Source organism: Pseudovibrio sp. Ad37, from assembly GCF_001623075.1.
In the GTDB taxonomy this organism is placed as follows: Bacteria; Pseudomonadota; Alphaproteobacteria; order Rhizobiales; family Stappiaceae; genus Pseudovibrio.
Window position 1 is genome coordinate 1 of sequence record NZ_LMCF01000027.1, and the last position, 13,521, is coordinate 13,521.

The 13,521-nt window shown below is 54.8% G+C and carries 9 protein-coding genes and 1 pseudogene; 6 read left to right on the top strand and 4 right to left on the bottom strand.

Features of this window, described 5'->3' with window-relative positions; genetic code table 11:
• Window positions 1-124: 124 nt before the first annotated feature.
• The 4 genes and pseudogenes from PsAD37_RS08355 to PsAD37_RS08370 all read right to left on the bottom strand — a co-directional run.
• Window positions 125-775 (bottom strand): annotated as a pseudogene (locus PsAD37_RS08355) (ABC transporter ATP-binding protein); the annotation flags it as partial.
• Between the two features lie 10 nt (window positions 776-785).
• Window positions 786-1,673: a carbohydrate ABC transporter permease gene (locus tag PsAD37_RS08360; protein ID WP_063295753.1), complete on the bottom strand. Its 888-nt coding sequence runs from the start codon at window positions 1,671-1,673 to the stop codon at window positions 786-788.
• A complete protein-coding gene (locus PsAD37_RS08365; RefSeq protein ID WP_063295754.1) occupies window positions 1,666-2,574 on the bottom strand; it encodes a carbohydrate ABC transporter permease in 909 nt (302 codons plus the stop codon). Before PsAD37_RS08365 ends, PsAD37_RS08360 begins: the two co-directional genes overlap by 8 nt.
• Before the next feature lie 72 nt (window positions 2,575-2,646).
• Complete coding sequence (locus tag PsAD37_RS08370) at window positions 2,647-3,894, bottom strand: ABC transporter substrate-binding protein (protein ID WP_063295755.1); 1,248 nt, start codon at window positions 3,892-3,894, stop codon at window positions 2,647-2,649.
• A gap of 204 nt (window positions 3,895-4,098) precedes the next feature.
• Between PsAD37_RS08370 and PsAD37_RS08375 the strand changes: the two genes are divergently transcribed.
• The 6 genes from PsAD37_RS08375 to ptsG all read left to right on the top strand — a co-directional run bounded on the left by PsAD37_RS08375 (window position 4,099) and on the right by ptsG (window position 13,352).
• Window positions 4,099-4,815: a response regulator gene (locus tag PsAD37_RS08375; RefSeq protein WP_208986705.1), complete on the top strand. Its 717-nt coding sequence runs from the start codon at window positions 4,099-4,101 to the stop codon at window positions 4,813-4,815.
• 27 nt (window positions 4,816-4,842) lie between these two features.
• A complete protein-coding gene (locus tag PsAD37_RS08380; RefSeq protein WP_063295756.1) occupies window positions 4,843-6,255 on the top strand; it encodes a HAMP domain-containing sensor histidine kinase in 1,413 nt (470 codons plus the stop codon).
• Between the two features lie 216 nt (window positions 6,256-6,471).
• Window positions 6,472-7,368 (top strand): sugar kinase, encoded by an 897-nt coding sequence (locus PsAD37_RS08385; RefSeq protein ID WP_063295757.1) that lies wholly within the window; start codon window positions 6,472-6,474, stop codon window positions 7,366-7,368.
• Window position 7,369: 1 nt separating this feature from the next.
• A complete protein-coding gene (locus PsAD37_RS08390; RefSeq protein WP_063295758.1) occupies window positions 7,370-8,410 on the top strand; it encodes an oxidoreductase in 1,041 nt (346 codons plus the stop codon).
• A gap of 576 nt (window positions 8,411-8,986) precedes the next feature.
• A complete protein-coding gene (ptsP, locus tag PsAD37_RS08395; RefSeq protein WP_208991772.1) occupies window positions 8,987-11,542 on the top strand; it encodes a phosphoenolpyruvate--protein phosphotransferase in 2,556 nt (851 codons plus the stop codon).
• Between the two features lie 100 nt (window positions 11,543-11,642).
• Window positions 11,643-13,352 carry a PTS glucose transporter subunit IIBC gene (gene ptsG, locus PsAD37_RS08400; RefSeq protein WP_063295759.1) on the top strand — a complete coding sequence of 570 codons (1,710 nt, stop codon included), beginning with the start codon at window positions 11,643-11,645 and terminating at the stop codon, window positions 13,350-13,352.
• Window positions 13,353-13,521: the final 169 nt, after the last annotated feature.

A 13,521-nucleotide genomic window follows, 5' to 3' on the forward strand; every position in this document is an offset into this window, starting at 1 on the left:
GTTCTGGCTCAAATCGCTGATCACAAGATCACCCGCCTCAACGATCTCATGCCGTGGTGTTACGCTGCTAAGCCAGCGTAACAGGGCCTATTTCCGTTTTGTAGGTCGGGTTCGCCGGACGCACACTGCCGATTTGTTGGATCACGCCGTCTTTCATGATGGCGATGCGATCGGCCAGCGTCATGGCCTCGATCTGGTCATGGGTCACATAGACCATAGTGGCCTTGAGGGTCTGGTGGAGTTTTTTGATCTCCGTGCGCATTTCGCCGCGCAGTTTGGCGTCCAGATTGGAGAGCGGTTCATCAAACAGGAAGATCTTGGGGCGACGCACGAGGGCACGACCCATGGCAACGCGTTGGCGTTGTCCGCCGGAAAGTTGGGCCGGTTTGCGGGCAAGTAGATGCTCGATCTGCAGCATGCTGGCCACCTCATACACGGCGGCTTTACGTTCAGCTTTGCTGATCCTGCGCATTTCCAGACCAAACGCGATGTTGCGCTCTACCGTCATATTTGGGTAGAGCGCGTAGCTCTGGAACACCATGGCGATATCGCGGTTCTTGGGGTGGACGTCGTTGACCACCTCACCATCCAGCCGGATGGTGCCGTCTGCGATGGGTTCCAGTCCGGCGATGATGTTGAGCAGCGTCGACTTTCCGCAGCCGGACGCACCAAGCAGGACAAGGAATTCGCCATCTTTTACATCAAGCGAAATGTCCTGGAGGACGTCTGTTGAGCCAAAGGATTTTGAGGCATGTTCGATGGATATGGTCGCCATAAATGAGCCTTTAGCCTTTGACCGCGCCGGCGGTGAGCCCGCGCACGAAGAAACGTCCAGCGATGATGTAGACAACAAGGGTTGGCGCGGCGGCTATGAGCGCGGCTGCCATGTCCACGTTGTACTGTTTCACGCTGGTGGTGGAGTTGATGAGATTGTTGAGCGCGACTGTCACGGGCTGAGACCCGCCTGAGGTGAAGCTGGCGCCGAAGAGGAACTCGTTCCACACCTGCGTGAATTGCCAGATGACCGAGACCACGATGATGGGAACCGAGAGCGGTAGCATGATGTGCCAGAAGATGCGGAAGAACCCTGCCCCGTCCATTGTGGCTGCCCGGACCAGCTCTTGCGGAACGGAAACGTAGTAGTTGCGGAAGAACAGCGTGGTGAAACTGATGCCGTAGATGGTGTGCACGACGATCAAGCCAGTGATGGAGTTGGCGATGCCCAGATAGCCGAGGGTTTGGGCCATGGGCAGGATGACGATCTGGAACGGAATGAAACAGCCGAACAGCATCAGGGCGAAGATGATGTTTGCGCCGCGGAAGCGGAAGAGCGACAGGGCATAGCCACTTAAGGCGCCGATCAGGGTGGAGATCGCAACCGACGGCACGGACATAATCACCGAGTTGAGGAAGTACGGGCGCAGGCCCTCGCAGCGCACACCGATGCAGGCGCTGGACCATGCCTCGCGCCAGGCGGTGAAGTTGAGCTCATGGGGCAGATCCAGCAAGGCTCCTGCGCGGATCTCGGCAAGATCCTTCAGCGAGGTAGAGAGCACCACGTAGATTGGGCCCAGATAGAGCACGGCGGCGGCGAGCAGTAAGGTCCAGATAAACAGCCGGCCAAGCAGATGGCGTTTGCCGTTGGCGCCTGGGAGTGTTTTGGGTTCAGCCATGACGCTTTGCCCTCAACTCGGAATACAGATAGGGCACGATGATTGCAGCCACGGTTGCCAGCATCATCATGGCAGAAGCTGCTCCAAGGCCGATCTGGTTACGGCGGAAGGCCATCTCGTACATGAAGTTGGCTGGCAGCGTGGAGGAGTAGCCCGGCCCGCCATTTGTCAGTGCCACCACAAGGTCGAAGCTCTTGATAGACAAGTGTGCGAGAATGACGAAGGCGGAGAGGAATACAGGCCTCAACGATGGCAGGATGATGCCGAAATAGATGCGGGTGGTGCTGGCGCCGTCCAGATGAGCGGCACGGATGATGTCCTCATCAACGGTACGCAGAGCAGACAGAAACAGGGCCATCACGAAGCCTGAGGCCTGCCAGACGGCGGCGAGGACCACCACATAGATCGCCATATCGCGGTTGACGATCCAGTCGAACTGGAAGCTTTCCCACCCCAGTTTTTGCATGTAGCTTTCAATGCCGAGGGACGGGTTCAGGATCCATTTCCACGCTGTGCCCGTCACAATGAAGCTGATCGCCATGGGATACAGATAGATCGTGCGCAGCGCACCTTCTGCCCGGATGCGTTGATCCAGCAGAACGGCCAGCACGCAGCCAATGGTGATTGAGAACAAGATGTAAAGACTGCCGAAAATCAGGAGGTTATGGAAAGCTACGTTCCAGCGGTCCATGGCCAGCAGGCGCACATATTGCTGAATGCCCTGAAAATCAAAGGTAGGTAGCATGCGGGAGTTGGTGAGCGAGATGAAGCCCGTCCATGCAATGAAGCCATAAACGAAGAACACCAGGAGCAAGAACGGTGGTGCGACCACCAGCTGCGGCAAATATCGCTGCGCTCTGTCGAGAACAGACATCTGCTTGCGCTGCTGGGGGTTGGACATAGGGTTCTCTTTGCTCACTGGGTGCTGCGGTCTTATCAGGATCTACGCTTTACTCTGACTGCCCTAGGGAAATCAATCTGCTAGGATTACGGTCTCGGCAAGTTGATTGACAGCCTCTTGCGAAGACATATCCGTATTGAAATGCTCTGTGACCACATCCAGAAAAGCCCCACGCACGGCACCGGACTGAACAAGCTCGTGGGCGATGGACCCAACCACTGTGTTGCGGGCTTCATTGAGAAGAAGGTCTTCGCTTGATTTCATGGCGCACTCGTCAAAGCCATCAAGGCTCACGCCAAGTCTGGCAGGAATAGAGCCTTTCAGCAGGTTGAAGTCCTTTTGCACCTCTTCATCCAGCAGCATGGAGGCCATCAGTTGCTGTCCGGCTTGCTGCTCAGGGTCTGAGACTTTGAACATGGCGAAGCTGTCGGAGTTGATGATGTAACCGCCTTTGGAGGGAGACGAGACGCAGATGAAGTCTTCACCGTATTTGAGGCCAGTTGTCAGAAATTCGGCCTTGGCCCAGTCGCCCATAATCTGCATGGCCGCTTCACCGCGCATCACCATGGCAGTGGCAAGGTTCCACTCACGGCCCGGAGCGCCGGGGTCCACATAAGTGCTGAGCTTGCGCATCTGGTCGAACACCTTGATCATGGTCTCCGAGCGCAAAGCGTCCTGATCCAGATCCAGATAGACTTTTTTGTAAAAGTCCGCGCCGCCGATCCCCAGCAACACCACTTCAAACAGGGTCACGTCTTGCCAGGGCTGTCCGCCATGGGCGAGTGGGATAATGCCAGCGGCCTTGATTTTGTCCGCCACCTCGTTGAACTCTTCCCATGTTTGCGGAGGTGTCACGCCGACCTTATCCAGCACTTTCGGGTTGGCCCAGATCCAGTCCACACGGTGGATGTTCAAAGGCACAGCAACATATTTGCCCTGATACTGAACGGTTTCTTTCAAAAGGTCTGGAAGCAGCTCATCCCAGTTCTGCTGCTGCGCTATGGTGTTAAGCCCTTGAAGCGAGCCAATTTCGGCCCATTCCTGAATGTTCTGGCCTTTGATCTGGGCAACGGAGGGCGGCACCTGGGCCAGCGCACGGGCACGCAAGACGGCTGCCATGGCATCGCCGCCTCCGCCAGCAACAGGTGCGTCATCCCACACGCCGCCACGGGCCTCAAACGCTTGCTTGAGCGAAAGGGCAGCACGTGCTTCTCCACCTGATGTCCAGAAATGCAGAACTTCAGCGGTGGGTGCGGCTTGTGCCGTTATGCTACCGAATAAAACAGCAAGTGCGACCAAGCTGAGACGCGGGCTGCCCATTACATTCTCCCGATGGGTATTCTCAAGGACGCTTCTAGCAAACTCTTTCTTCAATTTATCGCGTATAAACACACAATCCAATGAACTTGCACGTGCAAGACAACCTGACGCATACACATTCCTCTCGCAGCGGCCAAATGTTTTGTTATACAGCACTGGGCCAGAGTGAGCTGGTTGGGACTGAAATGGGTACACCGAGGTATGATGCTCTCGAACAAAACACTGCTGATTGTTGACGATGATGAGGAAATCGCCAGCCTGACGGCAGACTTCCTGAAAGATCGTGGGTACACCGTGTTCACTGCAAACTCTGCAGAGGAAGCCATTGAGCTTCTGGACACCAACCACATTGATCTGATGGTTCTGGACATCATGTTGCCGGGAGAAAACGGGCTGACCCTGTGCCAGCGCGTGCGCCAGACCTCCAGGATGCCAATCATCATCATCTCCGCGATTACAGGTGATACGGAGCGTATTGTCGGGCTGGAGCTGGGCGCTGATGATTATCTGGAAAAGCCGTTCAATCCTCGTGAGTTACAGGCTCGCATCTTCGCTATTTTCCGCCGGACTGAAGACGTTGAAACAGCAGCCGCGCCCAAAGCGCAGCGCTTTGAGTTCGCCGGTTGGAAACTGGATGAGGCAACCCGCCACCTGACCGCACCAGATGGTGTGCTGGTGCATTTGAGCTCTTCCGAGTTTGACGCTTTACTGACCTTTGTGAAGGCACCACAAAAACCGATCTCTCGCGATACACTGGGCCGCGTGCTGCGCGGTGCTAAGGTGGATTCCCACGATCGCAGTATTGATATTCTGATCAGCCGCCTGCGCAAGAAGCTGGCACAGACGGACCCAAGTACGGACTTCATCACCACAGTGCGTCATCAGGGCTATCTGTTTTCTCAAAGCGTAACGCGGGTGTAGGTCCATGGCACTGAAAAGAGCGTGGCCATGTCAGGACTGATCCTGAGTCTCCTGCCCAGATCCCTTGAACGCCGTATGGTTGTGGTTCTCATCACCGCCGTGCTCTCGGTTTTCGTGGTTTTGGGGCTCACGCTCAACGCCTACAACACGCGCGAGTTAGCACTGGCGAACTCTTTTGAGGCCGGTGCGGAACTGAGCCAATACATGCGCGGCACTGCATCCGCTCCTTTTGCGGGTAAGTATCTGCAGGTTGTTGAAGCTGGCAAACCAGTGTTTTCAGGTGATGTCTCTTCTCTTCCTTTGACCTTCAATAACGATGGTCTCAAGCTCGCAGCCAAACTGGTGTTTACCGGCGCTCTGCCCCGGGCAGATTTGATCACGCACGACCAACTCAATCCAGCCTATCAACTTGATAAGCTGGGCGCCTTTACTCAGGCAGTCACACGACAGGACAAGGCTATCAAGCTCTATCTGACCTTGCCAGAGGGACGAGGCAGCCGCCTGATCACCTTCCCGAAGTTGTGGCAAGACCGGATGACGGAGCCGGTGCTCTTCATCATCGCAGCCCTTTGCATCACACTGGTATTTGTGCTGGCCCGCAGCCTCATTCACTACACCGCCGCCCCGTTCCGGTCCCTCGCAAAATATGAGCGGGCCGAACTGAAACCGTGGGACACCGAGGAAGCCGTTGCCCTGCAGGATACGCTGGTGCGAGAGCAGGAAGCCCGAGCGCAGTTGCTGGAAGAACAAAAACGCATGCTGGCCTCCATCAGTCATGACTTGCGCACCCCCGCAACCCGTTTGCGGCTCCGGTTGGAGCAGATCGAATCCACATCCCTACGCAACCGCATGCTGCATGATGTGGAGGAAATGACCCGTCTCATCGCGGCCTCGCTTGATTTTCTAAGGTTCAACGCCTTGCTGGAAGAGCCTCAGCACCTCTCCCTCGCCGCGCTGCTGCAATCTCTTTGTGATGACTATATGGACACGGGCAATGATGTTGTCTTCGTCCCCCAGCGCCATAAACTGACGGACCAAAGCCGCAATATTTTTGGTGGTGGCGGTGAAGTTGAGCTGGAGGTTGAGGGCCGCGCAGTCATGAACGGGCAACCGACTGCTTTGCGCCGTGCCTTTAGCAATCTCATTGATAATGCGCTCAAATATGGTGGTGCGGCCACCGTTGAGATGCAAAACCTTGAGAATGATCAGCTGCTTGTTTCCATCAGTGATCCCGGTCCCGGCATTCCGGACCATCTGCACGAGAAGGTGTTTGAGCCCTTCTTCCGCAATGACAGTGTGGAGCGCACCCGCTCTTCCAGTGTTGGCCTCGGCCTTTCCATCGTCAAACAGATCATCAACGCCCATGGCGGCGAAATCAGCCTTGGCGAAACACCGGAAGGCAAGTTCTGTATCTTCGTGAAATTGCCGCGCGAGTTGTAGGTGCACTCGCCTTCTGCGTAGTTTCCCTCATAGAACCCACCATTTTGGGGAAAGACCCGCAAAAACAACCTGTAATGTAACAAGTTGATACATCAGGTTTGCGAGCAAGGCACTTTCATGATTTCCCTAGGACATCATTTAGAAATCCGTCGTTAAAAGCGGAAGGTACCATCACTGCATTTGCGCAGTGTGACCCGGACTTTAATGGAGTACAGGATGAAAGCGCTATTTATTGGCCAGTCCTACATCGACGTGACCTTTTTGTCAGAGACCATGCCGGAAGGTGACGAGAAGGCAATTGCGCAGGATTATGCTGTCAGCTTTGGTGGCAACGCTGTCACCGCGGCTTTCGTCTGCGCAAAGCTGGGCATTTCACCTGACCTGCTGTGCTCCATGGCAGACGATTGGCTCTCCCGCATGTTCCGCGATATGGCGGCCAAATACTCCATTCCAATCCATAGCTGCAAAGTGAAGGAAAGTTCCCTCTCCTTCATCATGCCGAAGGACGGCAAACGGGCCATCGTACGTTGTCGTGACAACGACTTCCTGCATCCGGTTCCTGAGCTTAACCTGGCTGGTTGTCAGGCGCTGCATGTAGATGGTCACATTCCTCATGCCGCTTTGCACTACGCCAAACTTTGCCGCAAACACGGCATCCTGACGTCTCTGGATGGTGGTGCTGTTCGCGAGAACACCGAGGAGCTGCTCGACTATATCGATGTAGCCATCGTATCCGAGCTGTTCTGTGAGCAACTTGGCAAACCCCCGGAAGACACGCTGGAATACTTGCGTGCCAAAGGCGTGAAGGTCGGCGGTGTCACACAAGGCGAAGAAGGCCTGCTGTGGTACGAAGACAAATGCCCGATCAAACGTTTACCAGCTCTGAAAGTGCCAAAAGAGCGCGTCATTGACACCAACGGAGCGGGTGATACCTTCCACGGTGCTTACGTCTATGCGTATCTGGCAGACCCAAAAGGCAGTTGGGAAGATCACTTCAAAACAGCACGCGCGGCCTCTGCACACGCCATTCAGTTCCTCGGCAACGAGGCATCCCTGCCAACCGTTCTTGACCTCGACAACGTGCAGAAGAATTTTCCAGCGAGTGATGCGTAACATGAGTTCTGTTCAGCCTGTTAAAACGGCTCTTGTGGGCTTTGGTGTTTCTGGCCAAAGCTTCCACGCACCCCTGCTGACATTTGTGGAAGGGATCGACCTTGCCGCTGTGGTTTCCAGCAAACCGGATCTCGTCAAAAGCAAGTTGCCTGACTGCACGCCGTATACCTCCTTTGATGAGCTGTTGGAGCAACCGGAGATCGAGCTTGTCGTTCTCAGCCTGCCCAACACCTTGCACTACGACCATGCCAAAAAGGCCCTGCTCGCTGGCAAGCATGTGGTGGTTGAAAAGCCATTCACCATCACCAGTGCAGAAGCTGAAGAGCTGATCGACATTGCAGAGCAGAAAGACCTGAAGCTCTCAGTCTATCATAATCGCCGGTTCGACTGTGATTTCCTGACGGTTCAGGACCTGATGGAAACAGGCAAGCTCGGCAAAGTGCACTCGTACCTGTGCAACTACAACCGCTACCGCCCGGACATTAAAGGCCGTTGGCGCGAGCAGGATATCCCCGGTGCTGGTATTCTTTATGACCTCGGTGCCCATGGCATTGATCAGGCGCAGAGTTTGTTTGGCACGCCAAAATCCGTTCAGGCGAAACTGCGCGTTCAGCGTAAAGAGGCAGCAGCGGTGGATCACTTCCATCTTGTGCTCGGCTATGACGACTGCGACGTGATCCTACACGGCAACTGTCTCAGCACAGAGCAAGGTCCACGCTTTCAGGTGAGCGGGGATAAAGCCACCTACATTACCTATGGCATGGACCCGCAAGAGGACATGTTGAAGGCTGGCGGTGGACCTGCAAGCCCGACCTGGGGCGTTGAAGCTGAAGACGACAGGGGCACGCTGTATGACGAGACGGGTGAAGGTACGCGCGTACCAAGCCAGAAAGGTGGATACGAACGGTTCTACGCAGGTATGCGGGACGCCGTTCGCAAGGATACCGCAGTACCAGTCTCCCCACGTGACGCGATGCAGACCATCCGCATCATCGAAGCAGCTTATCTGAGCAACAAAGAAGCCAGAACTGTCTTGCTCTGAAGATCGAAACTTGACCTGTGGCGGCTCTATGCTGCCGCGGGCTCCTCTCCTCGCGGTTCAGCACATAAGCGCGCAGCAAAAAGCGCTTTGAACGCAAAAATCACAAAACAACGCAAAGAAAAATGCAGACTGAAATCCGGTCCCGTGGTCCCTTCAGGCATGCGCGCTTTTGCGATTTCGGGATGCTAGAGCGCGTGCTGATCTTCATTACAAGTGAAACTGCCCGAATTGGCCGCTCTGTAATGTATCAAGCTGTTGTTACAGCATTGTTGCAAATGTAAGGGAGGGTGCTGCCGACTGCATGTAATTGCATGATGTATATTAGTATATAATACGAGTTAATCTTATCTATACATCAAGTCGATTAGCACTGATATCCTTCAGCAAGTCATTCTCTATGTAATGAGAAATATTTCCCTTTGTAACAATTCGTAACACCCCGTAACACTAGTCTTTTTACGTATTGTTGTGCGGCCTTACGCAAATGATCCTCGCGTAAAAATCGCCTCTTGTCCCTTCAAGACTTAGTGGAAGCTTAAGAAGGCGCGCATTCACCTAATATAATCGGGAGATAAAATGGTGAAGGATCCAAAAAACAAATTTTCCATCAATTTGCCTTTGAAGGGCATTGTTCAGGCTGTCACCGACCTGCCCGATCCGGTGTTCGCCGAAAAGATGATGGGTGATGGTGTTGCCATCGACCCGACAGACAATGTTCTTTACGCCCCGTTTGCTGGCCAGATAACTCAAATTCATAATTCACATCATGCAGTTACACTACAACAAGGTGATGTTGAACTGCTGATGCACATCGGTCTCGACACCGTCGCCCTAAAAGGCCGCGGCTTTGAACTCCACGTCGCTGAGGGAGATCAGGTCGAGCAAGGTCAACCTCTTATCACCTTCGACGTCGACCTCATCGCCCGCGAATGTGTTTCCGTTCAGTCCGCAGTTGTCATCACCAGCGGTCAGGAAGTCACAACAGTTGCTCCCCTCGGCAGTGCTCAGACAGACCTCAATCAGGTCGTCTTCACCGTCCCAAGCAGCAACGATCCGCAAGCCACAATTGCTCCAGCGCAGGAAACTGCTGCCGAGCCAACCGGCCCTGCTATCACTGGCTCCGTCAAGATCCCCAACGCCACTGGCCTCCACGCCCGTCCAGCCGCCCGTCTGGCTGTTGAAGTGCGTAAAGCGGATGCGAAAGTGACCTTTACGGTCAACGGCAAAACCTGCAGCGGCTCTTCCGTTACCGGCATTATGTCTTTGAAAACAAAGCTTGGTGACGAGCTGGAGATTGAAGCTTTTGGTCCGGATGCACAGCAAGTGGTAGCTGATGTTATCGCTGCTGTGAAAGCTGGTCTTGGCGAAGAAATCACCAGTTCCTCCGAGGTTCCGCAGGAAGATGTGATTGAAGAAGCGCCTCTGCTTCAGGTCAAGTCCGGTGAAGAAGGTGTTCTCATCGGCTTCACCGCATCCCCGGGCCGCGCCATCGGCAAATTGGTCAAGCACAACAAAGCGCTACCGGAAGTTACCCGCGAAAGCATCGGCCCTGCTGAAGAGCGTGCCGCGTTCAAAGCCTCCGTCAAATCCAGCATCGCAGACCTGCAAAGCATCATAGATCGCTTGAACAAGAACAGTCAGGAAGAACTGGCAGAGGTCTTCAACGCCCATATCGAGCTGCTCTCCGATCCGGAACTCTCCGAGAAGCCTCTGGCCGATATCGCGAAGGGCCAAGGTGCAGCCTGGAGTTGGAAGCTGGCTTACGAAGCACAGGCAGAAACCCTTGCAAAGATGGATGACCCACTACTCGCTGGCCGTGCTGTTGACGTGCGCGACATTGGTCTGCGGGTTCTGAAAAAACTGCTTGGCGTTGATGACGGCGGTGAAATTCTGGAGGAAGGCACCATCCTTCTTCAGGAAGACGTCACCCCTTCCGAAATCGTTGCTCTGGATCTCACCAAGATTGTTGGTTTGTGTACCACTCATGGCGGTTCATCTTCTCACGCAGCCATCATCGCCCGCTCCAACGACCTGCCATATCTCGTCAATGTCGAAGAAGCCATGAAGGATCTGGAAGACGGCACCGTGCTGCTTCTGGACGCAAAGCGCGGAAAAATCAAAGTTTCTCCGACTGACGAAGAGCAAGCTGCCTTCACCAAGAAGATCGAAAACGCAGCCAAGCAAGCTGAAGAATACCAGCGCGACGCCCACAAGCCAGCCATCACCAAAGACGGTTTCCGGGTGGAAGTTGCGGCCAACATCGGCAGTGTAGAAGATGCTGAAAAAGCTGTTGCAGCTGGTGCTGAAGCCGTTGGCCTGCTGCGTTCCGAGTTCCTCTACATGGAGCGCCTCAACGAGCCGACGGAAGAAGAGCAGGCCGAAAAAGTTGGCGCAATTCTTGAGGTTATGGGCAAGGAACGCCCTGTTATCATCCGCACTCTGGACGTGGGCGGCGACAAGCCTTTGCCATACATGCCTATGCCGCATGAAGAAAACCCGTTCCTCGGTGTTCGCGGTGTGCGTATCGGCATCGAGCGTCCAAGCATCCTGCGCCGACAGGTCCGCGCCATTCTCTCTCAGGCGCACAAAGGCCATGCACGCATTATGTACCCAATGATCAGTGCATTAGACGAGCTGCGTGCCGTCAACGCGCTGGTGCGTGAAGAGCAGAAGAACCTTGGTGTTGAGCACGTTGAAGTGGGCATCATGATCGAGGTGCCCTCCGCTGCTCTTATGGCCGACAAGCTGGCACAGGAAGTGGACTTCTTCTCCATCGGCACCAACGACCTCACCCAGTACGTCATGGCCATCGACCGTGGCCACCCGGGCCTCGCATCCCGTGCGGATGCGCTGCACCCAGCCGTTCTGCGCATGATCGAACTCACCGTTCGCGCCGCAGAAGATGCAGGCAAATGGGTCGGCGTTTGTGGCGGTCTTGCCAGTCAGATTGAAGCCGTCCCGATCCTTATCGGCCTCGGCATTAAAGAACTCTCCGTCAGCGTACCTGCTCTGCCGGAAGTGAAACACACAGTTCGCACTGTATCCATGGAGGAGTCCCGCAAGCTCGCGCAAGCAGCTTTGGACTGCGCGGATACCAGTGACGTGAAAGATCTCCTCAAATCACAGCAGTGATGCAGGAGTAAATGTGGGAGTTGGTGTTCCAGTCGGGAATACCTAACAAAATCAGGGGGCATGGCGTGCTCGCACACCATGCAACTCTGGGGGAAAAACAATGAGTACATTCTCAAACGCATTTGGAGCCTTACAGAAGGTTGGTAAGTCCCTTATGCTGCCAGTGTCGGTTCTTCCAGCTGCTGGTATCCTTCTCGGCGTCGGCGCAGCTGACCTGCCGTTCATTCCGGAATTCATCAACCACCTGATGGCTCAGGCTGGTGGCTCGATCTTCGGTAACCTGCCAATCATCTTCGCAGTTGCCGTTGCACTCGGTTTTGCCAAAAACGATGGTGTTGCTGGCCTTGCAGCTGTGGTTGGTTACGGTGTTCTTCTTGCAACAATGGGCGTTGTTGCTGAGACACTTGCGATCGAAACCAAGCCGATCCTCGGGATTACCTCCATTGATACCGGCGTGTTCGGCGGCATCCTCGTGGGCGCGCTGGCTGCGTTCATGTTCAACAAGTTCTACCGCATCAAGTTACCGGATTATCTCGGTTTCTTCGCAGGTAAGCGCTTTGTGCCGATCATCACCGCGTTTGCCTGTATTTTCCTCGGTGTTATCCTGTCATTCGTATGGCCTCCAATCGGTGGTGCCATCAACGCGTTTTCCCGTTGGGCAGCTGAAGAAAACCCGGAAATTGCGTTCTTCATCTACGGTGTGATCGAGCGTGCGCTGATCCCATTCGGCCTGCACCACATCTGGAACGTTCCCTTCTTCTTTGAAGCTGGTTCCTACATTGATCCGGCAACTGGCCAGGCCGTAACCGGCGAAATCCAGCGTTACCTTGCTGGTGACCCAACTGCTGGCAACATGGCTGGTGGCTACCTCTTCAAAATGTGGGGCCTACCTGCTGCTGCACTGGCAATCTGGCACTGCGCGAAGCCTGAAAACCGCACCATGGTTGGCGGTATCATGATCTCCGCTGCGCTGACCTCCTTCCTGACCGGTATCACCGAGCCAATCGAATTTGCGTTCCTCTTCGTTGCGCCAGTTCTTTACATCGCACACGCCATTCTGGCAGGTGTTGGCTACTCCCTGATGATCATGCTCGGCATCAAGCACGGCATGACCTTCTCACACGGTTTCATCGATTACGTTCTGCTTTACCCACTGTCTTCCAACGGCTGGATGTTGGTCGTGTTTGGTCTGGGTTACGCAGCTCTGTACTACGCTGTATTCCGTGTTCTCATTGTAGCCCTGAACCTGAAAACTCCAGGCCGCGAAGCTGCAACTGAAGCCTCCGCAGCTGTTACCAGCGGCGATGAAGATGCAATGTCCGCAGCGCTTGTGAAAGCCTTCGGCGGCGCAGACAACATCACCAATCTGGATGCATGTATCACCCGTCTGCGTGTCAGCACCGCTGATGTCTCCAAGGTTGATGATGCTGCGTTGAAAGCCCTCGGTGCTCGCGGTGTGATCCGCGTTGGTAATGGTGCTCAGGCCATCTTCGGAACGGCTTCGGAGAACCTGAAGACCGATATGGAGATCTACCTGCAAGGCGGCGGTGCTTCTGCACAACCTGTTGCTGAGCAAGGTCTCGACGCCGCTGCAATCTTTGGTCAGCTTGGCGGCAAGGATAACGTGGTAGCTGTTGAGGCTGTTGCAAATACCCGCGTGCGCGTAGAACTGCGCGATATCGCTGGAGTGTCCATGCCAGAGCTGTCACAGGCAGGCATTCAGGTCATGAAAGCCGGAGACAAAGCGCTCCACCTCATCGTTGGCGACAAGTACACCAAACTCGCCAAGGATCTCTCTGCTCAGATTTAACTGACAGAGACATAAGGTGCCTTTGAAGGTTTACCCTCCTCCCGAACTTTCAGGGGCACCCACCACCAAAAGCAGCACTCCCCGCCCGGCGAGTGCTGCTTTTTTGTGTTTGGGAATCTATTCAAAAGGAGCGTTTGAGGAGTTGAGAAAATAAATCAAAGTAATTGAA

Coding starts and splice junctions, on each gene's coding strand:
- PsAD37_RS08360 (WP_063295753.1), bottom strand. CDS start 1,673: ATGGCTGAACCCAAAACACTCCCAGGCGCCAACGGCAAACGCCATCTG.
- PsAD37_RS08365 (WP_063295754.1), bottom strand. CDS start 2,574: ATGTCCAACCCCCAGCAGCGCAAGCAGATGTCTGTTCTCGACAGAGCG.
- PsAD37_RS08370 (WP_063295755.1), bottom strand. CDS start 3,894: ATGGGCAGCCCGCGTCTCAGCTTGGTCGCACTTGCTGTTTTATTCGGT.
- PsAD37_RS08375 (WP_208986705.1), top strand. CDS start 4,099: ATGCTCTCGAACAAAACACTGCTGATTGTTGACGATGATGAGGAAATC.
- PsAD37_RS08380 (WP_063295756.1), top strand. CDS start 4,843: ATGTCAGGACTGATCCTGAGTCTCCTGCCCAGATCCCTTGAACGCCGT.
- PsAD37_RS08385 (WP_063295757.1), top strand. CDS start 6,472: ATGAAAGCGCTATTTATTGGCCAGTCCTACATCGACGTGACCTTTTTG.
- PsAD37_RS08390 (WP_063295758.1), top strand. CDS start 7,370: ATGAGTTCTGTTCAGCCTGTTAAAACGGCTCTTGTGGGCTTTGGTGTT.
- ptsP (WP_208991772.1), top strand. CDS start 8,987: ATGGTGAAGGATCCAAAAAACAAATTTTCCATCAATTTGCCTTTGAAG.
- ptsG (WP_063295759.1), top strand. CDS start 11,643: ATGAGTACATTCTCAAACGCATTTGGAGCCTTACAGAAGGTTGGTAAG.